At 33.6% G+C, this 26,985-nt stretch carries 14 protein-coding genes; 11 read left to right on the top strand and 3 right to left on the bottom strand.

Features of this window, described 5'->3' with window-relative positions:
- Positions 1-7: 7 nt before the first annotated feature.
- Together ACQRD1_RS05555 and ACQRD1_RS05550 are read left to right on the top strand one after the other, a co-directional pair.
- Positions 8-1,468, top strand: coding sequence for a hypothetical protein (locus ACQRD1_RS05555; RefSeq protein ID WP_427787012.1), 1,461 nt, complete (start codon positions 8-10; stop codon positions 1,466-1,468).
- A 390-nt stretch (positions 1,469-1,858) separates the two neighbouring features.
- Complete coding sequence (locus ACQRD1_RS05550) at positions 1,859-2,365, top strand: hypothetical protein (protein ID WP_427787011.1); 507 nt, start codon at positions 1,859-1,861, stop codon at positions 2,363-2,365.
- Between the two features lie 63 nt (positions 2,366-2,428).
- On the opposite strand, the gene ACQRD1_RS05545 is transcribed toward ACQRD1_RS05550, so the two are convergent.
- Complete coding sequence (locus ACQRD1_RS05545) at positions 2,429-2,833, bottom strand: zinc-ribbon domain-containing protein (RefSeq protein ID WP_427787010.1); 405 nt, start codon at positions 2,831-2,833, stop codon at positions 2,429-2,431.
- 64 nt (positions 2,834-2,897) lie between these two features.
- Between ACQRD1_RS05545 and ACQRD1_RS05540 the strand changes: the two genes are divergently transcribed.
- The 9 genes from ACQRD1_RS05540 to ACQRD1_RS05500 all read left to right on the top strand — a co-directional run bounded on the left by ACQRD1_RS05540 (position 2,898) and on the right by ACQRD1_RS05500 (position 25,283).
- The gene (locus ACQRD1_RS05540) at positions 2,898-9,167 is read left to right on the top strand and encodes an Ig-like domain-containing protein (RefSeq protein ID WP_427787009.1); all 6,270 of its coding nucleotides are present in this window, start codon (positions 2,898-2,900) and stop codon (positions 9,165-9,167) included.
- A 70-nt stretch (positions 9,168-9,237) separates the two neighbouring features.
- Positions 9,238-10,320 (top strand): phage tail domain-containing protein, encoded by a 1,083-nt coding sequence (locus tag ACQRD1_RS05535; RefSeq protein ID WP_427787008.1) that lies wholly within the window; start codon positions 9,238-9,240, stop codon positions 10,318-10,320.
- Positions 10,320-13,817 carry a hypothetical protein gene (locus ACQRD1_RS05530; RefSeq protein ID WP_427787007.1) on the top strand — a complete coding sequence of 1,166 codons (3,498 nt, stop codon included), beginning with the start codon at positions 10,320-10,322 and terminating at the stop codon, positions 13,815-13,817. The genes ACQRD1_RS05535 and ACQRD1_RS05530 overlap by 1 nt, the downstream gene beginning before the upstream one ends.
- A 125-nt stretch (positions 13,818-13,942) precedes the next feature.
- Positions 13,943-15,040, top strand: a complete 1,098-nt coding sequence (locus tag ACQRD1_RS05525; RefSeq protein ID WP_427787006.1) for a hypothetical protein — start codon at positions 13,943-13,945, stop codon at positions 15,038-15,040.
- Positions 15,040-15,519, top strand: coding sequence for a carbohydrate-binding protein (locus ACQRD1_RS05520; protein ID WP_427787005.1), 480 nt, complete (start codon positions 15,040-15,042; stop codon positions 15,517-15,519). The genes ACQRD1_RS05525 and ACQRD1_RS05520 overlap by 1 nt, the downstream gene beginning before the upstream one ends.
- Before the next feature lie 104 nt (positions 15,520-15,623).
- Positions 15,624-20,669, top strand: coding sequence for a hypothetical protein (locus ACQRD1_RS05515; RefSeq protein ID WP_427787004.1), 5,046 nt, complete (start codon positions 15,624-15,626; stop codon positions 20,667-20,669).
- Between the two features lie 53 nt (positions 20,670-20,722).
- Positions 20,723-22,942: a DUF859 family phage minor structural protein gene (locus tag ACQRD1_RS05510; RefSeq protein ID WP_427787003.1), complete on the top strand. Its 2,220-nt coding sequence runs from the start codon at positions 20,723-20,725 to the stop codon at positions 22,940-22,942.
- Between the two features lie 304 nt (positions 22,943-23,246).
- Entirely contained in the window at positions 23,247-24,110 is an 864-nt protein-coding gene (tnpB, locus tag ACQRD1_RS05505; protein WP_427787183.1) for an IS200/IS605 family element RNA-guided endonuclease TnpB, read from the top strand.
- A 135-nt stretch (positions 24,111-24,245) separates the two neighbouring features.
- A complete protein-coding gene (locus tag ACQRD1_RS05500) occupies positions 24,246-25,283 on the top strand; it encodes a peptidoglycan recognition protein family protein (RefSeq protein WP_427787002.1) in 1,038 nt (345 codons plus the stop codon).
- 53 nt (positions 25,284-25,336) lie between these two features.
- Here ACQRD1_RS05500 and ACQRD1_RS05495 read toward each other — a convergent pair whose 3' ends face one another.
- Together ACQRD1_RS05495 and ACQRD1_RS05490 are read right to left on the bottom strand one after the other, a co-directional pair.
- Positions 25,337-25,564, bottom strand: a complete 228-nt coding sequence (locus tag ACQRD1_RS05495; protein WP_427787001.1) for a hypothetical protein — start codon at positions 25,562-25,564, stop codon at positions 25,337-25,339.
- Between the two features lie 21 nt (positions 25,565-25,585).
- A complete protein-coding gene (locus tag ACQRD1_RS05490; RefSeq protein WP_427787000.1) occupies positions 25,586-26,734 on the bottom strand; it encodes a tyrosine-type recombinase/integrase in 1,149 nt (382 codons plus the stop codon).
- Between the last annotated feature and the right edge of the window lie 251 nt (positions 26,735-26,985).

Genomic DNA, 26,985 nt, shown 5'->3' with positions numbered 1-26,985 from the left:
GAATATTATGGCAAACTTTATTGTTGAATTTCCATTAAAAACAGAAAAATATCAAGAAGATATTTTAGATAAGCGTTTTGAAATCGGAAGACAGATTTATAATTCATTAGTTAATGTAACTCAAAAACGTTATAAAGAAATGATTAAAACTAAGAAATATCGTACTCTTTTATCTTTATTAACTGGTAATAAGAAATGCGATAAAGAAATTTGGAAACAAATAAACGATATACGAAAACAATATGGCATGTCAGAATATTCATTTCACGAAGATGTAAAGCAAATGCAAAAGCATTTCAAAGATAATATTGATTCTTTTACTGCACAAAAGATTGCAACTACATTATGGAAATCTTATGATAAATTATTCTATGGAAATGGAAATAAAGTCTATTATAAGAAGTATAGTGAATTAAATTCACTTGAAGGAAAGTCTAATAAAACAGGAATCCGAATAATTAATGATACTCTTGTTTGGAATGGATTAGAAATACCATTTATTATTGATTATGATAATTATTATGAATATCAAGCAATTCAGTGTGATATTTGTTATAACAGAATTGTTAGAAAATATGTAAGAAACAAATATAAATACTATGTGCAAATTGTTTTTAAAGGCAATCCACCTGTAAAAGTAGATACTGAAACTGGTGAAATCAAACATTATATTGGAAACGGTGATGTCGGCATCGACATTGGTACAAGTACCATTGCTATTTCAAGCAAATCTGATGTAAAAATATTAGAACTAGCTGACAGAATTCAGAATATTGAAAACCAGAAACAGAAACTTCTCAGAAAAATGGATAGGTCAAGACGAGCAACTAATCCAGATAATTATAATGAAAACGGAACTGTTAAGAAACAAGGTAACAAGAAAGTTATATGGAATAAATCAAAACACTATATCAAATATCAAAACGAATTAAGAGAATTATATAGAAAGCAAGCAGATATAAGGAAGTATCAACATGAATGTTTAGCTAATTATATCATATCTCTTGGTAATAAAGTATATGTTGAAAAAATGAACTTTGCAGGACTTCAGAAGCGTGCCAAAAACACTGAAAAGAATGATAAAGGTAAATTCAAGAGAAAGAAACGTTTTGGTAAGTCGTTAGCCAATAAAGCACCTGCTATGTTATTAACTATCATAGATAGAAAATTAGGATATTATGGTGAAAAGCTAATTGAAATAAATACTTTTGAAGCAAAGGCAAGTCAGTTTAATCATTTCGATGGAACATATATAAAGAAATCATTATCACAGAGATGGAATGATTTTAATGGAATTAAAATACAAAGAGATATTTACTCTGCTTTCTTAATAATGAATATAAGTGATGATTTAAAGAGTTTTGATATTGATAAGTGTAATGAACGATTTGAAAATTTCTATCTACTTCATAATTTGGAAGTAAATAGATTAACAGGTAAGAAAAATTTAAGTAGTATAGCAATTTAAAAAGAGAATATATAAAAGGTTTTGACACGATCCTTATGCTATCGCTAATGGATACAGAAGTATCTTTGGTAGTGAAAGTCTTATAGAATTTCATTAGTCTTATATGCTTTCGAGTATATTTGGAAGTGAATGTATATAAGAACCCAACGTGCTTTAGCCGTTGGAGTGTCAGTTTTTTATAAAACTGTGTATAATATAAGTAAGAAATCAGAAATGATTTTTCCCTTTCGCAATGTAGGACAAAAAACATTGTACTTTGTTTCAAAAATGTTTCGCAATGTGCAACAAGTAACATTGTATTATGACACAATTTCCTTTCGCAATGTAGGACAAAAAACATTGTAAGCCCTATATTTTTATATAGGGCTTTTCTTGTACAAAGGAGAGAAAATGGAAGAACATGGAATGTACTTTGGTAAGAATGAATTTTACCAAATAATAAGAGATAATGGTGGTGTTTGGAATGACTCAAAGGAAAGACCAATTATATGTCTTATGAAATCTGTAGAATATAATGATTTATATTGGGCGATTCCAGTCGGCAATTATGAGCATCGAGATGAAGAACAAAAGAAAAGAATCGAAAGATATATGAATTACGATAAAAAGGATATTCGATCTTGTTTTTATCATGTTGGTAAAACAAATGAGAAGTCCATCTTCTTTATAAGCGATGCCGTCCCTTTCACAGAAAAATATGTTGATAGAGAATATAAAAATAAATCTAAAAAGATACATATCGTGAAGAATAAAATTTTATTAGCTGAATTGGAATATAAACTATGTCGTATATTAGAACTTGAAAACAGGAAACCTAATCATTTTAGACAACATATTACAGATATTAAGAACTATCTAATAAAAGAATTAAAATCAGAAATTAACAAAGACACCTAATAAGGTGTCTTTCTCTATTATCACTCTTCTACTATATTATTTAAATTCTGAACATATGTTTATCTAAAAATCACTCTTACAATTGTTACAATGCCACTGCTTTCCTATCTTATTAGATAGAATGCCAAACCCTATAACAGACATTGCTTTCTTGGTCGAAGATATTCTATTTACGTTTGTAGAATTGCAATATGGGCAGTGGACTTTCGTTTGTTTTAGTAATAATTCTTCATGCTGTTTAACATAATCTTGGTTAAACACATAACCACATACAGAACACACTTCTTTGATATTATCTTTGATAATATGTTGTTTATTTACTTTACAACATGGACATTGATCATCTGATAATTGTATGTCTACATTGTTATTGTTTGGTAATTGTGATAAAGGATATCCACAATGTATACATTGATTTGCTTTATCTGATATTTCTTTCCCACATTCAGGACATTTGATTAAAGCCATAAATATTACCTCTTTTTATTTTTAATTTTATCATATAAAATCGTGTCAAACAAGCGATTTAATTATGTTTTTGTCACTCAAAGATACTTATACTTGGCTAAAACAAATAAATGAAAATGGTGGCAGTGTATTATCTGCTGTTAAATTCAAAGGTATTCAAGGATTAAATTCTATTCTTGATTCGTTTGTGGGAAAAGCAACTATTGCTACTACTGCTACATATACATTATATAAAGCAATCCAATACTTTTCCGATAAATATAATTTATCTTATGCTTCGGCTATTAAAAATACAGAAGAATCATTTAGTAATTTTTCTTCTACAAAAACAGAAGTTGAAGATTTAAAATCTCAAGTTGATACTGCAAAAGATTCTTTGACATCTATGGCAGATACTTATAATATCGAGATTACTGGTACAGAATCTATTACTGAACTTATAGACAAATTAAAATCTTCTGATTTATCATTAGAAGATAGAGCACAAGTTTCTCAGATTGAACAAGAAAATGCTAGTATTGAGCGTCAAATTGCATTAAAAGAAAAACTTTTGGAATATCAGCAAAAGGAAGCTGCATCTAACGCTATGGACACGATGGGACGTGGTGAACAATCTGTAGCTCAACAGGTTGCACAAAATGTACCTGGTGGCAAAAGAACTTATCAAGGAATGGTTGACAATGTAGGTGTTGTTGATGCTGTAAAAGAAGATATAAAGGCAATTAAAGATTACGAAAACAAAATAGCCGAACTTGAAAAGAAACAAGCTGGATTTGACGTAGGCTCTAAAAAATGGAAACAAGCAGAAGAAGATATTAATTCATATAACGAAGCTATCCAAACTCTAACTTCTGATTTAGATAGTAAGCAAGCAGATTTAACTACTCTTCTCAAAAGTTTTTCTGCCGATGGGGAAGGCACAACCGCATTATCTGGATATGAAGAACAATTCAATGCAATAAAAGATGCTCTCAATTCCATTAACAACATCGACTTATTTCCTGACGAGCAGCAATTAGCAGCTATCGAATCATTTTTTGATGGTTCTGCCGGAACAAACTTCTTAAAAGATGAGTTAATCGAAGTCGCAAAATCAGGCGAAATCACAACAGATACTCTTGCCGATATGGGTCTGACATTAGGAGATTTGGGATTATCTGGCAAAGATGGACTATCAGCTTTGAATAAATACTTTAAAGATTTAGCAAGTTCAGCAGATGAAGCAAATAGTTCTGTAAAAGAATTCGATGGCTCTTTGCAAAGTATTACTGATGCAAGTGAATCTGAAAATCAAGATAAGAATTGGAATACTGTATCTGATTTATTTGATAAAGCGAAAGAGCTTGACAAAAACAAAAAATGGGGAACTGACGATTTTCAGTCAATGGCTCAGTTCATTGCTCCTGAAAGTGCACAAGTTAAGACAAACAACGTAAATCTTAAAGCAACCGATTATAAAAACCTTTGGGATCAGTATAGGGGTAATTTTGAAAAATATTTTGATATTGATAATCCTTTACAGAGTGCTATTAATGCACAAGATAAATTATTAAAATCTGGTCTTGGCTCAATGGATTCAAGTGGAATCATCAAGTGGTCAGACAGTTTCAAATCTTCTGCTGATGCTGCAAAAGCATGGGGAATTAGTGTCGAAGCAGCAGAGGTTGCAATGCATAACCTTGAATCTTATGGTGCTGAATTCGATGGTATTACATTTAATGCCGAAGAACTTGAAAATTATAAATCATCTCTTGATGGTATCAGGGCTATTTATGACCAGATGGATGAAGGTTCAGATAAAGATAGACTTGGTAAATTAATCGAAGGTTGGGATGAGGAATATGCAAAATATGAACAAGATATTTCTACTCTTTCAGAAGATCAAGTTGTAAAAATCAAATTTGAATATGATTTGGCAGAACTTCAGCAAAAAATCCAAGAAGCCAGAGATGCTGCCGAATCAAGCGATAGTAACGCCGATTGGGCAAAAGTTGTCGCTGGTCAGAAACAAGAGCGTTCTAAATTGGAATCTCAAACTGGATATACAAAAGAATCTGATTCTGGATATGCTGTTTCATATGATAAGTTAGATAGTTTACGTAAAGAAAGAAAAAAGGCCTCTGGTAATGCCAAAACTGAAATTACTAAAGAAATGTCTGCAATTGGTGATTTGCAGAATGCCTTCCAACAATTCAGATTAGAAGGTGGAAATCTAAATTGGGAAGATTATTTAAAATCAGACCAAGCTACTGCAACCCTTCAAGATATTATGGATTCTACTCAGCTTACAGAAGAGCAGATTGCAAGTCTTTTTGGTATGAAACCAGAAGACATGACATTTGATATTGATGCCGATGATTCTAAAGCAAAAAATAAATTACTTGGTATATTAAGTAATGATGGTAAAACCATTGTTATGAGAGTTGATGCCAACACTGAACAAGTTCAAGCTCAAATTGATACCTTAAAAGATGGTCAGACATTAATATTTACAGCTGATGTAGATGGGGTAGATACACAGATTAAAGCCGTTAAAGATGAAAATGGTACTATTAACTATGAAGCAAATATTGATGGTGTAGAAGTTCCAGGTGAGATAAAAGAACAAGACGGAGAAATAGTTTTTATACCAGATGCAAGTGCAGTAGAAGCCGAAGCATCCAAAACTGATGGTGGCGAAAGAAAGACTAAATTTAATCCTGATACTAAAGATGTTGATGCTGAAACATCAAAAACATATGGTGGCGAAAGAAGAACTAACTATACTGCCAATACATCTGGACTACCAACATCATTTCCTCCTATAACAAGAACGGTAAAATATGTTGCTACAGGCGCAGCCACTATTGGAGGAACTGTAAGTACTGGTAAAAATATAGTTAACCAGCTTAAATCTAATTTTTATAATGGTACTCTTCTATCTCCTGCTCATGCTTATGGAACTGCACGTCAATTGGCAACGCAAGACTTATTAGCTCCTGCTTATGCAGATGGGAAAGTTTCATTGCCTAATGATGAGTATGCTTTGGTAAATGAACTAGGAACTGAAAGTCGAATTAGAAATGGTGTGTGGAGTCTTTTACCACCTGGAATGCATATGGAAAATCTCAAAAAAGGAGATATTATCCTAAATGCAAAACAAACGTCTGATTTACTCAAATCAGGTAAAACAACTGGTACAGCTCGTGCATATGCATCTGGTTCATTACTTGCTCCAGCTTATGCAAGCGGTATGTTATCTCTTGGTGGAAACTATGGAAGTAGTTATGGTAAATCTTATGGCTCAACAACTACAAAGTCTACCAAAGCAAAATCATCCACTAACACCGCATCCCAAGCAGCTCAAGCAGCTACACAGGCAACCGAAGATTTATTTGACTTCGTAGAATTTCTTTTAGACCGTACAAAAGAACTTACAGAAAAACTTACAGATGCAATCGATGACGCAGTAAGCCTTTCAGATAAGATGTCTAAGAATTCTTCTGCACTATCTCAGATTCAGAATGAAATTTCTGTAAATCAGCAAGCATATCAAAAATATCTTGCACAGGCTAATGCAGTTGGGTTAGCTGAAGGTTATGCTTCCCAAATCCGCAATGGTAGTCTGAATATTGAAAATATCACTGATGAGAATTTAAAGAAGAAAATTGAAAATTATCAAAAGTGGTATGAGGAAGCCAAAAAATGTCAAGACACTATTCGTGGCTTACAGAAAGATGAGAAAGAATTAGCTCTTGACAGACTCGAATACATTGAAGACTACTATGACTCAATTATCAATCTGAATGAGGCTTATCAGGATGTTAACGATGCAAGAATTGAGTTCAATGATGCTATTGGTAATACTGCTATTGGGAAAGAAGTACAGGATTATCTCAAATCATCTTATGATAAACAGTATGATTCCTATAATAAAGCTCTTACCCAGCTTTCAGACTATCAAAATGAGTTCAACGAACTTGTCAGGAATGGATATATTCACGAAGGTTCAGAAGCCTGGTATGAAGGTCAACAAAAAATCCAAGAGTTCACAAAACAAGTAGATGAGTCTGCTACTGCCCTGATTGAACTTGAAGATAAAATTCGTGATATTGACTATACTAGATTGCAGCAAATTATAGATGGTTCAGACCGTAGAACAGACCAACTTAAAAATGCACAATCTCTTGCAGAAGCTAGAGATGAACAGATTGTACGTGATGAATATCAAAAGCAAGTCGACGAATTATCTAAGAGCATCAATGCTAATTATGCATTACGTGAAGCTAAAATACAGGAACAGAATCTATATGATGTAACATCTACTAGATATCAAGAAATCGCAGAAGAAATCTCAAAAATAGATGGCGAAATTTACGGCTCACTTGAAGATATTGAAGATTTGAAAAATAAGATATTTGAAACTGAGTTCTTTAATTACGAAAAAGAACAAAGCAATCTTGAATATTATATCGGTGAACTAGATGATTTTGCGAAACTGTTAAACAGCGATGCTTACTTTGACAAGACGGGTGCTTTCACTGACGAAGCATATGCGAAGATTTCATTAACTGCTGATGCAATGTCTAAATGTAAACAAGCAACTGCAAATGCCACAGAAGCATTGAAGAAACTTGATGAGATGTATCAGAATGGGCTTATTTCTGAGACTGAGTACACGGATAAACAACATGACTTGTTAGATGTCATTCGTAGTAATATCAGTGCTACTGATGATTATAAAAAAGAGCTTATTGACTTATATAAAGAGCAGATGGAGAAATCCAATGATGCACTTAAAGAAAATATAAGACTTCATAAGGAGAGGTTGCAAAGTCAGAAAGATTATTGGGACTATGCAGATTCGTTAAAAGATAAGACAAAATCTGTTAATGAATTGGACGCACAAATAAATGCCTTGCAAAATGTAAATAACTTGCAGGCAAAAGCAGAACTCAAGCGTCTTATGGCTCAAAGGGACGATGCACAGAAAGAACTTGATAATCTGAAGAAAGACCATACCTATGACCTTATGCAAGACGGCTATGATATTATGAGCGATAATTTGGATAAGAGTCTTAAAGATATTGAGTATTCAATTAGTCACTCATCAGAGAAACAACTTCAAGTTGTTCAGTCTATGCTTAGTCAGATGGTGTCTAGTTACTCTGATGCTTACAGTAAAATAAGTTCAATCATTTCACAGACAGGATTTATAGGCACAGGCTCATTTGACAATACGGTAAGCAATATAAGTTCTAGTACAGGTTCATCTTTTATTGCCAGCGGAGCAACACAATCACAATCTACGATTAAACCAAGCGATTCGGCATCTAATATCAATTCAGACAATATATCGAATGGGGATCACGGTGCAATTGAAACAGAGATTAAGAAAGAGCCAAATGTAGATAATCGTCTTTGTGCAGAGCTGAAAATCAACTCATCTTCTGTGACGATACAGGAAGGAAATCAGACTTCTCTGACTGCTTCAATCAGACCAAATGATGCCAAGAACAAAACATTGTCTTGGACTTCAGCTGATTCGTCTATTGCGTCAGTTTCATCAGAAGGTAAGATAACTGGTGTTAAACCAGGTAACACTACTATTACAGTCTCTACAACTGATGGTAGTGGACTTATGCAAACATGTAAGGTAACTGTTACAAAGAAACCAGACCCACCAAAACCAACACCTCCAGTTCAACCAAGCAGTCCGCAAGGAAATGGCGTTCCTGATGTTGGCGATAAAGTTACGTTCGTAAGTGGTATTTACCATGAAGACTCATATGGCGGTGGACGTTGGGGAAATTGGGAACTTGGTGGTTCTGTATATATTACAAAGATTAATCCAGGTGCGCCATATCCAATCCATATCAGTAAAGGAAACAGACTTGGAAGCAGTGACCGTGGCTGGCTGAGATTAGACCAGTTAAGAGGTTATCGTAATGGATCAAGAAGAATTAATGGTAATCAATGGGCATGGACTCAGGAAGATAATAAAGAAGAAGTTATCTTTAGAGCTTCTGATGGAGCAATGCTTACACCATTAAATGATAAGGATATGGTATTCAATAATGAGCAAGTTCAAAATCTTTGGGAAATGTCAAAGGGGAACCTTTTCCCTATGATGAATTTGAATACTGAGAATATGCTTGGAAGATTACCTAATATTGTGAATCGGAATGAGATGAATCAGAATATATACATTGGAGATAATATGGACTCATTGTTTACAATCGAAGGTAATGTTACGAAAGACGCAATACCTGGACTTGAAAAAACTATCCGAAAAATGATTCCTGAAATATCTGATAGATTAGGTATTTATATTAGAAGCGAACTAAAAAGATAGCTCGTAAGACAGTATCTCGTCATTGGGATACTGTCTTTTTGTGAATAATTTGAAAGGAGGATGAAGAATAATGGCGATTATATATAAAGATTTTGAATACATGGACAGAAGTCTATCATCTATGGGACTGATGTGTGTTGATTTTGAGTCAGAAAGTGAAATTCCTTTAGGACTACAAAGGAGTATTCAAAAAGGCGAAACCAATCGTTATCGTGTAAAATCTAATCATATATACACATCTTACGATAATCCATTGGAATTTGAAATAAACATTGTAAAAAATATTTGTAATACAGGATGTTCCCAGTCTGAAATGGCTTTTAGTAGAGACGAAATAAGACAGGTTACTCGTTGGTTGTCTTCTACTACTATCCCACAATTGCTCACCACAACAAGTGAAAATGATGAATTACTAAATTATTGTGGAATATTTACAAATATCGAAAGTTTTGTAGTTGGTGGAGATGTATATGGATTTGTGCTTACATTCACAAATGATTCTCCTTTTGCGTATTCAGACACGATTAATACAAAAATTCAACTTAATGGGAATGTTGAAAGTACAGTTTTAAATAATAGTGATTTATTGGATGATTATTTATATCCAGTAATACATATCAAACCAGAATCGAATACAGATTTCTATATGTGTAATTTATCTGATTGCACTATTTTAGATGATGGGAATATTGCTAGTGTTACTGATTCTACTACTCAACTAGAAGCTTTTCTATCTGCAATAAATACGTTTGCACAGAATAATAGATATACAGTTGAGTATTATTATGACGAAGATGGTTATACAAAAGTATGGGCAAATGATACAGCAATGAGAATTAAGCTCATCGAAAGAGATGGTACAGAACATTTTTGCTTTGCATATCATGATTCTAATGGCAGATATAAAATTATTGAAGGTGGATTTATTACTCTCAAACTTTATTCTGATTTAAATGTAACTATAAATTGTGAATTACTTACAATTCAAGATTCTATAGGCAGAATGGTTCATTTTAAAAATATTGGTCTTAATGAAGAAGATTATATTTACTGGCTCAGATTTTTGAGTGGATATAATAATCTTCTCTTTTATGGAAATGACTGTACTGTAGAAATTGAATATAGAGAGTTATTGAAAGTTGGTGCTGTATAATGCGATTAAGATATGATAAGTATAATCGTGTAGAACCATTTCGTATTTATCTTGGAACATTAGATAATAAACTTGTATGCTGTCTTAATGGTATTCAACCTGATTCTGTAGAACTTAAGTTAAGATTAAATAACACATTCAATCTCTCGTTTACAGTAGATAAATATGTTACATACTATGGTAAACAGTATGAGTCAAATGGATATGAATGGCTTGGCAACTTAACTCGTATTTATGTTGAAAATATTGGTTGGTTTATTATGACTCAGCCTGATATTAACCATGATGGAATATCAGAAACGAAAGAAGTAAAAGCCGAATCATGCGATATAGAATTTGCACAGCGAGACTTAGTAGGGTTCAAAATAAACTGTGGTACGACTGATTCTTATGAAATGCTTGATTCTGATAATGTTGAAAAAGATGAATATACTGGCATTGAGTTTGCAAAAGAACAGATTAAATTTTATAATCCAAATAATCCGAAATTAAGTCTTTTAGATATCCTAATCAAAGAATCTGGAATGATCGATTGGACTGTTGGATATGTAGATACTATTGCTAAAAAATATACTGAATATATAGATGGAAACATCGTTGAAACAGAGGTTTTATTAGCAGATGAGATACCATATTTCGACATAGACTCAACAAGTGTACATAGATTCTTTACCCAAGATGTAGAAAAATACTTCGAATGTTTGATTTTATTTGATATAGACAAAAAACAAATTAATGCTTATCGAGTTGAAAATGTCGGCAAAGATACCAATATTCATATTGGATTTAGAAATCTTCAAAATACAAATAGCATTTCTGTAGACGAGTCAAGTATTTATACTAGATTTAATGTACGTGGTGGAGATGATTTAAATATACGATATGTCAACTTCGGATTAGACCAGATTGAAAATATTGAATATTTCTTAAATACAAAATATCTGCCAGAAGAACTAATTGAAAAATATAAATTATGGTTGTCTGACGTAGAAAATGTTAGATATGATTACATAGATTTATCCAGAAAATATAATGAACAACTCGAAATAATTTCAGAGTTAAAAGATAGAATCCCGTTGGATGCATGTTCAACCGATTGGGATTCTTTTTCTTTGGAAGAATTACAGCAAAAGAAACAGGATTATGAAGCACAGAAACTTGCAATTGAGAAGATGTTTACAGACGCTGATGGTAATGTTGATTATAATGCATTGCAAGCATCTGATTTAGCATCTGATTATGATCAGATTATTAATGTAATCATTCCAAACATTGAATCTGCGATTTGGAATAAAGATATTACGTCCGATGAAGATAAAAAAGACGCTGTAGAAGATACAGATTGGACGCATTATGGATTAGATGAACTGTATGCAAAAATGCAGTTGTATGAAGGACAACGAAGTGCGTTAACTAAATCTGGATATAATGTACCGTGGACAGAAGAATCTAACAACGCTCAAGATTATCACGAAGCTCGTTATCAAGAATATTTAGAATTGTGTAATCAACTTGACCCTACTCATTCAGGAAGTTGTGCTGAAGCATATGAGCAACGAAAACAAGAAGTTACTGATGCTGAAACATTACGTGATCAATATAGTTCTCAGAGACAAGAAATTGCATCTTCTGTTCAGAAAGAAACTTGGAAACACTACTCTTCTATTAATGAATCTGAATATAAAAGTTTTTCAGATAAAGATTTAGAATTATTAAATAAACTATATTACGATACTGATTATGTGAATGATAATATGTTTTTAGTGTCATCCGATACACAAGTTACAGCTATTGATGAACAGCAAAAACTATATGACGCTGCAATTAATGATTTGTCTTCTACTTCTCAGCCGCAGTTTAAGTATTCTACTTCACTAGACAATTTCTTAGCCATTACCCAATATAGTGATTTTTCAAAAGAATTAAATATTGGAAACTACATTCGATTAGATGTACGTGACAATTACCAAGTTAAACTCAGAATTATTTCTATTTCGTTTAATCCAATGGTGTTTGATAATGATTTAGATATTGAATTTTCTAATATGGTAAGGTCTAAGTCGAAACGTACAGATATGGAAGATTTGTTGAGTTCGTCTAGTAGTATAAGTAAAAACCAGATATCTGGAAGTTCAAATGGTTCTTCATCAAACATAGACGATACCACAATGAGAGCAATTTTAAATAAGTTGCTTAATTCTAGTGCACTAAGCAATAAAATCAATTCTAGTGTATCTATTAATGGTGGCGGTGGCTCTGGTGCAACAATGTCGTTATCTGAATTAGAAACTAAATTAAAAAAGATAATTGACCTTGACACAGGCGATGGCTTCTTTAATTATTTACAAGCGGAATTAATATCTACTGGAAAAATTGTATCTGATAGTGGTGAGTTTAAAGATTTATCTGCTTTGGTTGCGGCTATTGATACATTGTTATCTGGTAGCGTATCGGCAGAACTAGGACATATAATTTCTCTCACAGCAGATAATGTTTCTATTTCAGAAGCCGTTATCAAAGACCTTATTGCTGCACAAATTACAGTGTCTATGCTTAAAGCAAGCAATATTTCAACAGATACATTCCATATTATATCAGATGATGGTGGTATTGAAATTGCTGGAAATACAATGCAGTTTAAAGATGCAAATAATATTGTTCGTATTCAGATTGGTCGAGATACTAATAATGAGTTTACATTCTGTTTGTATGATGAAACTGGCGAAGGTGTATTAATTGACTCTTCTGGTATCCATGAATCCGCTATTTCTGATGGTCTTATTAAAAATGATATGATTGGCAATGGAGAAATCTCTAAGGATAAACTTGGATTCTCTATTGTTGAGGCAAACGAAGATGGAACAATTAATATTGGTCAGATTAAAGCAGATGGAGAAAGTTTTGAAGTTGTTTACAATACATTTAAAGAATCAACAACAAATAAATTAAATGAATTAAGTAACATGGTTCAGTCTGTAGAGTTGGTTGGCGAGCAAGTTTTCATCGATTCGGATGGTGCAATTAGTCCATCTTCTATTACGCTCAATGCCACATGTACAAATGGAGCAATTATATCTAAATGGTATATAGATGGTGTTGAGAACACGGATTATGTAAGTTCTGATAAATCTTCTATTACTATCCCATCATCTTATATGTCAGACAAGAAATCAATCGTTGTAAAAGTAGAATGCACTGATTCGTCAAAATATGATGTGATGAGTATTTATCGACTTGTAGATGGCTCAGATGCTTATTCAGTAATAGCTTCAAGTAATATTGGTACAATATTTAATGCAAATGTAGTTAGTATTGAGACAACTTGCACTTGTAATGTATACAAAGGAGCTACATTGATTGAGCCAATTTCATATACATGGCTATATTCAAATTTGAATTCAGGCACTTGGAATGTATTAGGAACAGGGAAAACATTGACTACTACTATTCCAAGTTCAATATTAAGGCAACAAGTAAAATGTGAAGTAAAAATATAAAAGGAGGGCGTATATATGTTACATAGCAAACATACGTTTACCCCCCCCCACGTAAAATTTCAATATTTGTATTACCCGATTCATCGAGTTCTACATATTGGATTAGATGGAGGAGGTAAACAATAATGGCAGAATATATTAGTAAATTCAATACATCAGAAGGTGCAAAGCAAGTAGATTATAATGCATTAGGAAATCTTCCGAGTATTCCAAGTAAAACCTCTGATTTGCAGAACGATAGTGGGTTTTTGACAGAGCATCAGGATTTATCTGGATACGCAACAAAAGACGAAATTCCGAAGACAGCATCGGAAGTCGGAGCTGACGCCGCTGGTACAGCAGAAAGCAAGGTGTCAGAACATAACGTATCAGATACAGCACATAATGACATCCGCCTGTTAGTGCAGGGATTGACGGAAAGGCTGAACGCATTAGCAGACAGTGACGATACCACACTTGACCAGATGTCCGAAGTGGTTGCATATATCAAATCCAACAAATCATTAATTGATGCCATTACGACCAGTAAGATTAATGTATCAGACATCATTGACAATCTGACTACAAACGCATCAAATAAGCCATTATCTGCCGCTCAGGGCGTGGCTTTAAAAGCACTGATTGATGCGATTGCGGTACCGACAAAACTGTCTGAACTGGAAAATGACAGCGGATATGCGAAGGCTACAGATATTCCGGAAAAACTTCCGAATCCGCAGAAGCTTACCTTTACTGGTGCGGTAACGGCAGAATATGACGGAAGTGCGCCACTGAGCGTAGAGATTCCGAGCGGCGGAGGTGGAGTCGACAGCTGGGAGCTGGTAAATTCTGTTACAACGTCGGAAGAAGTGGCAACAGTAGAAATATCTACCAACAGTAGCGGAGAAACTTTTTCCCTTGAGAACATTCTTGTAGCTATCTATGTACCGTATGGTGCGTCGATAACTGGACAGGTGAGCTTTATCAACCAATGGAATACATTTAACGTATTCGGAATTGCGCTTAGCACAACAATATTTAACGAGAACCGTAGAAACTTGGTCGAGCTCAGAACGGAGTATTTCAGCGGCATAACTTTTATTTACACAAGGAAAAATTTGGGCGAAGCAGTGTCGCATATTTCGGAAAAGACCAACAAATATCCGATTAGCAGCGTAAAAGTTATTACGTCCAACAGCGCTATGCTTCCAGTTGGAACGTTCGTGGGGGTGTATAGGAAATAATGAGAAAGTATGTTAATGGTCAATATATCGACATGACAGCGGACGAAGTGGCGGGCTACGAAATGGCAGACCGCACCCGTCCCATGACTGCGGATGAAGTCACCCGCATGTTAATCGCCAAGCAGATTAACACTATAACCGTAGATGACAACACAGCCTTGCGGATGGTGGATTTTTACCCAGAGTGGTCGGCAGGACAAGCTTACGCCGCAGGATATAAGGTACAGCACGGCGGCGTCCTATACAAGTGCCTGACCGCCCATACATCACAAGATAACTGGACACCGGATGTATCACCTTCTCTCTTCACAAAGGTATTAATCCCGGATGCATCTGTGATTCTAGAGTGGGAACAGCCGGATTCTACGAATCCATACATGGTAGGAGATAAGGTAACTCACAATGGAAAAACATGGGAATCCTTGGTGGATAACAACGTTTGGGAACCAGGAGTATACGGATGGACGGAGGTAGTGTGATGGGATATGTAGCGAGCTTATATTAATTTATTTCAAAGAGCTTTGATTTTTAAGTCAAGGCTCTTTTTTAGTGCAAAATTCTAAAAGAAAGGAAGTGATGATAATTGGTCTTAGAAAGTAATACTCTTGAATTTTTATTTTTAAAAGATGGAGAAAAGGGCGAACCTGGTGTAAAAGGTGACGATGGAAAAACATTATATACATGGTTTAAATATTCTCAAAATGCAGATGGTTCTAATATGACAGATGATCCAACAGATGCTGCATATGTTGGAATTTCATATAATAATGAATCTTCAACTGAATCTATGAATCCATCAGATTATAATTGGACAAAGATTAAAGGAAAAGATGGTGATGCAGGCTCAGATGCTTATACTATTGTATTAACAAATGAAAATATATCATTTGCTACAAATATAAATAATTTGCCTTTAAGCAATCAATCTAAAACGTGTGAAATAATCGTTTTAAAAGGTGCAGAAATTAGAAATGATTTTACGATTGGTACTATTACAGATGTTGAAGGAATTACGACTTCTATATCAAATCATGTTATTACATTGTCTGCTTCTACTTCTGCTGCTATAACTTCCGATTCTGGAGAAATTTCTATACCAATTACAGTTGATGGAATACAATTTGAAAAAGTAATTTCATTTAGTGTTTCTAAACAAGGGATACAGGGAGAAAGTGGTGACAATGCAAAAAGTTTAGATTTATACTCTTCTTCTTATATTGTCGCTTTTGACTCAAATAGTAATTTAAAAGACTCATCTGACATTATTCTTACTGCAAGTCAACAAAATTACGATGATGGAATTATTTGGTCTACTCTTCCATCGGTTACGCTTGGAACAGTTTCTGGTAATACTAATCAACGTACATTATCACCTTCCTTATTTTCAACTAACACACAAATTAAAATTACTATTACTTCTGGGGAATTATCAGATGTAGTTACAATTGTAAAAGTACAAGATGGTAAGATTGGAGAAAAAGGCGAATCAGGTAACGATGCATATACAATTATATTAAGTAACGAATCTCATATTTTTGCAGGGAATACTACATCTGCACTTCCCACAAGTACAAAATGTGAAGTAATTGCATATAAGGGTACGACCCAGATACCAGTTACAATTGGTACGATATCTGGTTTACCTATTGGTATGACAGCTCCTATAAGTAATAATGGTGCCAATAATCCATACTTCTCTCCTACTGTTACGTCTGAAATGACGACAAAAAGTGGAACGTTAGAAATCACAATAACAGTTGATGGAAAGACATTCACGAAATATTTTTCATATTCATTAGCTTTACAAGGGGAACAAGGTTCCAATGGAATATCAGTTTCATCTGTATCTGTTCAATACTATCAGTCTACAAGTGCTACGGAATTAATTGGTGGTTCCTGGTCAACGGATAGACCTACATGGGAAGATGGAAAATACATTTGGAGTAAACAGATTACAACATTAAGTAATGGTACTTCTTCTGAAACTGACCCTGTATGTATTACTGGTGGAACTGGAAGCGCAGGAGCAACAGGACGAAGTATTGAAGATATTGTAACAGAGTATTATTTAAGTACAAGCAAGACAGAGCAGATTGGTGGTTCATGGTTAGAAACTCAACCAGATTGGTCAAGTGGTCATTATGTATGGACACGTTCAAAAATCATTTATTCAAATCCTTCTTCTACAGAATATAAAAATATTATATGTGATACTACTTGGGAGTCAATGCAGTCTCAAATTGATACAATCACAGAAACAATGTCTGGTGTTGAGCAAAAAGTAGATGCAAATACTAAATCCATTACAGGTAAAGTGTGGCAGACAGATATCACTAATTCCATTAATAATTATGACAACACTACAACAAAGGAATTAAGAGATAGAGTTACACAAACTGAAGCAGATATAACAGGAATTCAAAATACAGTTTCAGATGTACAAACTACACTAACAACAAAAGCAGATGGATCTACGGTCACAGAATTGCAAAAAACTGTTACAGAGAATAAACAAGATGCGGATTCTTTTAAAACTACTGTAGAACAGACTTATGCTACAAAAGATTCTTTAAATGATTATTCTACAACAGAACAAGTGCAGTCTGCAATTGAGCAGAAAGCAGAATCAATTCTTGGGACTGTAACCGATAGTGAAGGAAACACATCAACATATCAAGGGACACTCGCTGGTCTTGCAACACAAGTAAAAGATGCTGAAGGTAATATTACTCAATTGCAACAGACTAGCGAAGAAGTTTCTATTAAAGCAGGTAACGCAGAAAAACTTGCACTTGAATCAAAAGTATTAGCTGTAAATCTCTCTGTAGAAAGTATGAATGTAGCAACTGATACAGATGGAAATAACGGGTCATATTCTAATTGTAAAACAAGTGTTAAGGTATTTTATGGTATAGAAGATGTTACTGCTTATTCTACAATTACTTGTACTCCATCTACTGGTGTAACTGGAAGTTGGAATGCTACTTCAAAGGTATATACTGTTTCCAATATGACTGTTGATAATGGTATGGTTACTATTACTGGTACTTATAAAGTAACCATTGATGGGTCTGAGCAGACTTTAACTGATACTAAAACATTTTCGATTTCCAAAAGTAAACAGGGTATAGTAGGTAGTAAGGGAGATAAAGGAGAAAGTCTTACTATTTCATCAAGATCTATTACTTATCAACGTTCATCATCAGGTACAAATCCTCCAACTGGAGAATGGACAGAAACTATTCCTGAACGAACAACTGGCTCTTCTGAATCTGCTACAACTGCAACATTAGATGATAACGGCGTGTTAACATATTCAGACGGTGCAACTTTAGATGATGATGGTGTCTTAACTGTTAATAATACTGATATGCAATTATCTTCTGATGGAACGTTATCTACTGCACTAGAGGATTTAAAATATTTATGGACTAGAACAATTGTGACATATTCTGATGGTACAAGTACTACATCATATAGCGTATCTTGTGATGGTGATGATGGTAAAGGTATAAAAAGTACGGATATTACTTATCAAGCAAGTTCATCAGGCACATCTGAACCAACTGGAACATGGGAAAGTTCTATTCCCAATGTGCCTGAAGGAAGTTTTTTATGGACTAGAACTGTTTACACATATTCAGATGATACTACTTCAATTGCATACAGTGTAAGTAAAATCGGAAAACAAGGAGAACAAGGAATTAGTGTAAAATCCATTACGCCTGAATACTATTTATCTACATCAAGTACAGAAGTCACAGGTGGAAATTGGGTTACTATACCCCCAATAAAAACAAATTCTACGTATATTTGGAAACGTGAACACACCATTTATGAAGATAATACTGAAAGTTATTCAAGTGCCGTATTAGACCAGAGTTTAAATGAATTATTCAATGTTACATCTGAACTAACAGTTGGACAAGAAGAAATATCTGCTGAAATTAAAGATGCAAGAGGTAGTTACACTTCATTAAAAGCAAGTTTAGAAGGTGTTAAATCAACTGTTACTAAAGGATATACTGATGCGGTGAATGAGATTCAGGTTGGTGGAAGGAATTTGCTACCTATAAAAATTTGGGAAAATGGACATTGGTGGGGAAGTTCAACAAACGAAAATTATAAGCGTACAAATATCACATTTCCTGCCGGTACTTATACATTTACTAAATATAATGATATATCAGAATATGTTGATCATAATAGTCCATTCATATTTATTAAGTATGATAGCGAAACAAACACAGGTGATATAAATAATTTAAAATCATCAAAGGCTTATGCAGGAACACAAACATTTAATATGACTTATCCTTTCAGAATATATATTCAAAACAATATAACATGGGAAAGATTAAATTTGATACTAAAATCTGTTAAGTTGGAAATAGGCAACAAAGCAACAGACTGGACACCAGCTCCAGAGGATATAGACAATAAAATTGATACTGTAGAATCCACTATTAATCAACGTGCGGATAATATTGAATTAAGCGTTGCTCAAAAAGAAAATATACCGGTTACTGCCGTCCGTTATATTCGTGATTGGTTAAATGGAATAAAAGGCGCATCATCTATAGATAATAAATGGGTTGAGTGTGATGTAATCACACAGGGTACAAATATCGCTTCTGGTATTATTCCTACTTATAAAAATTCATCTCTCACTACTCTTACAGTATCAAATCCAGAATATTATACAGATGAAATGTTATTAGATGAAGCATTAGAGAGATATATAAGTTCCACAGAAAATAGCTGTTTAGAGATAGATTTGGGTGATATATATTACAATATAGATTATATTCGTGTATGGCACTATTACGAAGATAACCGAGTATATAACCATAAAATGCAAATTTCAACTGATGGTATAAGTTGGGTAACGATTTATGATAGCGATATAGCTGGTGGATATGCGGAAACAAGTTATGGAAAAGTATATTATCTAAACAACGCCGCTATTGCTGAGAATATCACATCATTAAATATTTCATCCAATCAAATTGAAAGCCGTGTAGAAAATATCGAAGGTAATTTCTCTTCCATTAAAGAACAAGCTGATAAGATTGAATCAATCGTAGGTTCAGAAAGCGAAAATGGAGCTACTGGTTTAATAAGCAGTATTAACAACTTGGATAATCTTATTGTAAAATTAAGAAGTGAATATGAACAATATAAATCTGATAATGGTACAAGTATATCTACACTTACTCAAACGATGAATGAAATTACAAGCCGTATTGCTACCGTAGAAGGAAATACGCGTGATATTTCAGAAATTAGGCAAGATGCAAAAGGGTGGCAAGCGTTATTTGCTCAATTAGATATGTATGATATGCCAGAGATAACTACAAACATTAGTATAGATATTAATGGTATAACAGTAACAAATCCAACCACAAAACAACAAACAAGAATTACAATAGATGAATTTAGTGGTTGGTATAATAACGAAAAGATTTTTTGGATAGATAAAGATACAACGAAAACCAGACGATTATTATGTGAAAAGGGTTGGGATACGGGAGCCGATTTTATTAAAATGACAACAAATTCATATACGTATTCAGATGGAAGAACTTTAAATGGAGTTGCTTATGTTAAATCTGGAGGGTCTAGTTAAGAGATGGTTGTTTAACCATCTCTTTTTTATTAATGAAGAAAGGAGATGGTTAAATGGCTAGTGGTTCATGGACATTTGGTACATCAAATCAATATATTCAAGGTTTAGTTGAATGGTCTTCTTCCAGTAATGGGTCTAGTGCAAATAGCTCAACTGTAAGTGTATGCGTATATTTCAGAAGAACAAATACAGGATATACATCATATGGAACGATTAACACTGGCGTACAATGTGATAGTAATGTTTATTGGGAAAATGGGTTAAACGTAACAATTCAGAACAGTTGGGTATTAACTAATGCTCGTTCATATACAGTACCTCATAATAACGATGGTTCGAAAAGTTGTTATATTAGAGCAACTGGTAATGCTAACTTTAGTTTGGGAAGTTTTGATACAAGTACAACTGTTACATTAGATAAAATTCCTAGATATGCTACGATTAAAACATTTAATGTTTTAGATAGCGATATCACACAAACGTCTGCACTATTTTCATGGTCTACTGATGTAAATGTAGATGAAGCTCAATATTCTTTAAACGGTGGCTCATGGACAAGATTTGCTCAACCAAAATCTACAAGTGGTTCTTTATCTTTATCAAATTTAAAACCAGGCACTACTTATTCTATTAAAATCAGAGTTAAAAGAACAGATTCTCAGCTTTGGACAGAATCTAATACAAAATCTTTTACAACAATTCCTATTGCTTCAATTTCAAATGACTCTATTGATTTTAATATAGGTAGCGATTTAGTAATCAATTTCACTAACTCTGATAAAAATAAAAGTTTCCTTGCGCTTCAAATTGAAAAAACTGATGGTACATGGGAAGAAGTTATAAGAACAGATGAAGTGTTGCCATTAAATGACGAAACATCTTACACATGGACGTTATCTAATAATGCAATATTATTATATTCAAAAGTACCGACACGAAATAAAGCAAACATTCGGATAATATGTGGAACAACAATTAATAGTACTGTTTATGATAATTCTGAAAGTCCAAAATTAGGAACAATGTATGTCGTTGATAGTGATCCAATATTTTCTACATATTCATACGGAGATGCCGATACTGTTACTCAAAGTGTTCTTGGCAATACATCTTATATGCCAGAAAAATATGGAGATATGCAAGCACATATTTCTACATCGAATAAAGCAACTGCAAAAAATCAAGCTACAATAACTAAATATGTTGCTCTAGTTAAAAATTCAGATGGTAAAGATGTTGTTTCTAAAGAGGCGATATATTCTTCTACTTCTCAAGTTGATTTTGCGTTTGGATCGATTGCAACGTCAGGGACGTATACAATTAATATCTATGCTGTAGACTCAAGAGGTAATACAAGTTCTACAATTCAAAAGACTTTTTATGTATTACCATATCATCAACCAACAGCAACGATAGAATTAAGTAGGTTGAACGATTATGAGCAAGAAACAGTTATTAAAATTACCGCTTACTATTCTAAGTTAAAAGTTGGGTCTACAAATAAAAATACTACATTTAATGTTAAGTATCGTTATGCTGAAGTAGGGACAACTTTATCTGGTGGTTATACCACTATTACAGGATGGTCAAGTAGTGATTATGGAGATTCAGATATTAAAGTTACGATGTCTCAAAATCCATTCGTTAATCTTAATGATAACTCGAATAATTCTTACACATTTGAATTCCAAATTACTGATAAACTTAGTACTATTATAGATACAAAAGCAATCGAACAAGGCATTCCTTTAACATTCCAAGGGACTAACGGTCAAATGTCTATTGGTATGTTACCTGATATTGATAGTTCTGCGAAATTTCAAGTGGCTAGTGATATTATGGCTACTGATTCAGATGGTACGAGAAAATTAATTCTTGATGAGATTAATAAGACAAATGACGGTTTGTCTCAGACAAATAATGATTTGACCAATTGTATTGCCGAATTAAATAGGAAAACGATGAACCTCGCATATGGTAGCATCAAAAGACGTGTAGATGCCACGTCAATTGCCGTGGGTAAGGAATATACATTCGAGCAGGACTGCTATGTATACTTCGTTGCAAGTTTTACATCAACAAGCGGTTATTGCAGAGTATATATTGCAAATGAAAATGATGAAATTGTACATTATGTGCAAATCAATCCTGCCCAAACACCTGCAAATGCACAAATAACAGGTGAATATTTCGCTAAAAAGGGATGGAAAATTAAAACAGGTTCATACGGAAGTTTGTATAATAATGTGATTTCATATTCGCTGGTATATTAAACTATAGGTTATTCGATTTCTCCAATTATTATAAATCTTGCAGCCGTTTTCGATGTGCTTCCGGGAGTGCTATCCGCTTTAAATGATGTAGTAGATATCTCCGTTATTAATGGATTAACATTTGACGATGCACTAGATTCTAACGTAACTGATGCAGATGGTGTGAATTTAAACGCAAACGGAAATGTTATGCTTATATTGTTGTTGTTATTCGCAGCAAGATTCCCAATAATAACCGCAGTTTTACCAAATTTAACGTATCTGTATTTACAATATTGATTATTCCCAGTGAGTTCGTCAGTCCATTTTAGATTTAGCTTATCAAAAGTTCTTTAAGGAACACGCAGGATATCCTAAGTTTAAATCAAAGAAAACACATAGGTTTTCATATAAATCAAAGTGTGTAAATGGTAATATCCAGTATTGTGATAAGTATATTAAGTTACCAAAACTTGGAATGGTAAAAACGAAAAACAAGTTAATACCACAAGGGAGGATTCTTAATGCTACTGTGTCACAAGAACCAAGCGGAAAATATTTTGTATCACTTTGTTGCACAGATGTAGAAATTGAACCATTTGATAAAACTGGTAATGTAGTTGGTATTGATTTAGGAATTAAAGAATTTTGTATTACATCTGATGGCGAAATGATTCAAAATCCAAAATATTTAAAGAAGTCTTTAGATAAACTTGCCAAATTACAAAGAGAATTATCTCGAAAATCAAAAGGTAGTTCTAATCGTAATAAAGCAAGGATAAAAGTTGCAAGACTTCAGGAACATATTGCAAATCAGAGAAAAGATTTCTTGCAAAAGTTATCGACTGAAATTATCAAGAGCAATGATGTGGTATGCATTGAAGATTTACAAGTAAAGAATATGGTTAAGAATCATAAACTTGCAAGGTCTATAACAGATGTGTCATGGTCTGAATTTGTAAGGCAACTTGAATACAAAGCTAATTGGTATGGTAAACAAGTTGTGAAAGTAGATAAATTCTATGCAAGTTCTCAAACTTGTAATGTATGTGGGTATGTAAATAAGGATACAAAAAATCTTTCAGTAAGAGAATGGAAATGTCCTTGTTGTCATGCACATCATGATAGAGACATAAATGCTGCTGTCAATATTCTTAATGAAGGATTGAGGATATTAGAAGTAGCATAGCGAATAAAAAATAACGGTAGGAACTATCGGGATAGCTTGGTAAATATCTTTTCAGTAGAAAGGAGTTCCCAAGAATCTCGTGGCTTTAGCCATGAGAGATTCAAATTGCTTATTTTTAAGAAAGGATGTGTTTTTATGATAATTCAAGAAACAAATTTAGCATTTGGTAGTTTAAGTGTACGGAGTAAAACACTTAGAGCTATTCTTCATCATGCTGATGCGTCTGTATGTGATGCTGCTACTATTCATCAGTGGCACAAAGCTAGAGGATGGGCAGGTATTGGATATCATTTCTTAGTTCGTAAAGATGGTACGATTCAAAGAGGAAGACCTGAAAATACTATTGGTGCACATGCATCAGGAAGTAATTCAGATTCAATCGGTATCTGCTTTGAGGGTAATTATATGAAAGAAACAATGCCTGCTGCTCAGAAACAAGCTGGTAAAGAATTGGTATCATATTTGAAAAATAAATATGGAATTAGTAAAGTTCAAAAACACAGTGAAGTTTATCCTACTTCATGTCCTGGGTCAAATTTCCCATTTGAAGAGATTGCTAATGTGGTAGCAAGCAGCGTTTCAATTAGTACAAGCACGGGCAATACATCTTATGCAAAAGAAGACTGTCTTGGAAAAGGTGATAAAGGTGCTGATGTTCGTGAACTTCAAACTATGCTTAATTCTTGTGGGTATAACTGTGGAAGTGTAGACGGAATATTTGGAAGTAAAACTGAATCTGCTGTGAAAGCATTCCAACGTGATTCAGGTCTTGTTGTAGACGGTTTGTATGGATCAAAGAGTGACGCTAAACTTAGAGCGTTATATGCTTCTAAGAAAACTTCTTTTAATGTATCTACATCTGGAAATAATTGGGTCGCAAGATTACAGGCTGAATGTAACGCACAAGGATTTTCCAAGCAAAATGTAGATGGTATTCCTGGAAAGATTACTCTTGCTGGATGTCCTACTTTAAAACAGGGTGCTAGTGGAAACATTACAAGATTACTTCAAGAAAGATTAATTGCATTGGGATACTCTTGTGGTTCCGCTGGGGCTGATGGTAAATTTGGTGCAGGAACCAGAGCTGCTGTTATTGCTTTCCAGGGAACATACGCTTTATCTCAAGATGGTATCGTTGGTCAAAATACATGGAAAGCATTGTTAGGTTTATAATTTTATTATTGTAACGATATAGGGACAAGATTTTTGGTCTTGTCCCTATTTTTTTACGCCTTACTTTTCTGCTGTTTCTTTTTAATGAGTTCTTCCAACTCCTCTACCGTCACACCATTTTGTTTTAATAATGTGTAAGCTTGTCTCATGTTACGGTCTTCGATTTGTTTTTTAATTTCTACGATTCGTTCTTCCCATGACGAAACTTTTTCTTTCGCTTTCTGCAACTCTACTTCTGCTACACTTAATTGTTCTTCTAATGGTTTTTGTGGTCTTGCCATGATAACTCCTCCTTTAAATAATTACATATCATCTTCATCAAATACTTTAATTGAAGATGTTATACGCTTATTAAGAATATGAATATATATGTCATAAGTTGTACTAATTTTTTCATGTCCCAATAATAACGATACAACTTTTATATCAACACCCTCTTCTAATAATCTACTCCCGAAAGAGTGTCTTAATGCATGAAGTCCACAATGTTTTACAGAACAACTAGAATTTTTTAAGACACAAAGTAACGTTCTTCGCAAGTTTGATTGGTCTATTTGTTTTCCAGAATTATTTAAACAGACAAAATCATCTGGCTTATGTTTAGGATTAAATGTTTCAAATGCTTTTAGTGCAAATATAGATTGTTTACATAAAGGTATTACTCGAATACCTGCTTTACTTTTTGGAGAATTTTTAGGAACAATAATATTTTTCCCGTCATCATTTTTTACTTTTATTGCCGTTCTCTTAATAGATAATGTATTATTTTTATAGTCAACATCACTCCATCTAAGTTCTTGTAATTCACCTGCTCGAATACCTGTGTACATAATAAGAATTAAAGCGTATCCATTTTGCGCGTATTTTGGGGTTTTAGCCTCTTCAAATACCGCAGCCATATCTTCTTTGCATAAGAATGGAATCTTTCTTTTTTCAGTTAATACAGCGTTCTCAGATGGTGCAATAAATTCTTCTAATACATCTGGCGAAATCTCTTTATTTTTTATTGCGTCTTCAATTGCTTTTCTTACAATGCGCATGGTTTTTACGATGGTTGATCTGGCATATTTACTTTCAATTAATTTATCCACATAATTTTTCATATGCGATTTTGTTACTTGTGAAAGTTGTAAATCACTAATGCCAAATTTTTTTGGTAATACTCTTGTGCGGACAATATCTTCATAATTATTTTTAGCTGTCTTACCAAGATTTTTTGAACCTGTAGTTGTAGTATATTCTAAAATATATTCCCCCAATGTTATTGGAGATGATTCTACTAGAGTTTTTCTTTTTTCTTCGTATGCTCTTACTTTTTCATCTACCTCTTTTTTAGTTTTTCCAGTAAACTCTTTTCTTTTCTCAGGATATGTTTTTTTAAAAACATAATAAGTGTGTCCATTTATTGTTTTTTTACCCCAAGTTCCTTCTCCATTCATTCTTTTTGCCATACGTATCACCTCTTGGATTAATGATAGCATAGCCATAAAAATTTTTCCACAACTATTTCCACAACCCACTTCAACCTTAGAGTGATAAATAGGGAATTATCAGACAATTAAAAAGACTATAAAAGGCAAAAACAGAAAAAGAAAATACCCCGGAAACAGCGGTTTTAAGCCATTTCTGAGGTATTTTCTTTGTTGTAATTATTTAAGCTGCCTAGCGGAATCGAACCGCCGACCTCCGCCTTACCAAGGCG

The sequence above is a fragment of the Bariatricus sp. SGI.019 genome, assembly GCF_050315235.1.
Taxonomy (GTDB): Bacteria; Bacillota; Clostridia; order Lachnospirales; family Lachnospiraceae; genus JAFBIX01.
The sequence above is the reverse complement of the archived record's forward strand: the minus strand, read 5'-3'. Positions and strand labels throughout refer to the sequence as shown.

What these genes read in the sequence shown, in the direction of transcription:
- ACQRD1_RS05525 (WP_427787006.1), top strand. Translation starts at nt 13,943, where the DNA reads ATGGCAGAATATATTAGTAAATTCAATACATCAGAAGGTGCAAAGCAA.
- ACQRD1_RS05530 (WP_427787007.1), top strand. Translation starts at nt 10,320, where the DNA reads ATGCGATTAAGATATGATAAGTATAATCGTGTAGAACCATTTCGTATT.
- ACQRD1_RS05555 (WP_427787012.1), top strand. Translation starts at nt 8, where the DNA reads ATGGCAAACTTTATTGTTGAATTTCCATTAAAAACAGAAAAATATCAA.
- ACQRD1_RS05490 (WP_427787000.1), bottom strand. Translation starts at nt 26,734, where the DNA reads ATGGCAAAAAGAATGAATGGAGAAGGAACTTGGGGTAAAAAAACAATA.
- ACQRD1_RS05550 (WP_427787011.1), top strand. Translation starts at nt 1,859, where the DNA reads ATGGAAGAACATGGAATGTACTTTGGTAAGAATGAATTTTACCAAATA.
- ACQRD1_RS05520 (WP_427787005.1), top strand. Translation starts at nt 15,040, where the DNA reads ATGAGAAAGTATGTTAATGGTCAATATATCGACATGACAGCGGACGAA.
- ACQRD1_RS05535 (WP_427787008.1), top strand. Translation starts at nt 9,238, where the DNA reads ATGGCGATTATATATAAAGATTTTGAATACATGGACAGAAGTCTATCA.
- ACQRD1_RS05500 (WP_427787002.1), top strand. Translation starts at nt 24,246, where the DNA reads ATGATAATTCAAGAAACAAATTTAGCATTTGGTAGTTTAAGTGTACGG.
- ACQRD1_RS05540 (WP_427787009.1), top strand. Translation starts at nt 2,898, where the DNA reads ATGTTTTTGTCACTCAAAGATACTTATACTTGGCTAAAACAAATAAAT.
- ACQRD1_RS05510 (WP_427787003.1), top strand. Translation starts at nt 20,723, where the DNA reads ATGGCTAGTGGTTCATGGACATTTGGTACATCAAATCAATATATTCAA.
- ACQRD1_RS05545 (WP_427787010.1), bottom strand. Translation starts at nt 2,833, where the DNA reads ATGGCTTTAATCAAATGTCCTGAATGTGGGAAAGAAATATCAGATAAA.
- ACQRD1_RS05495 (WP_427787001.1), bottom strand. Translation starts at nt 25,564, where the DNA reads ATGGCAAGACCACAAAAACCATTAGAAGAACAATTAAGTGTAGCAGAA.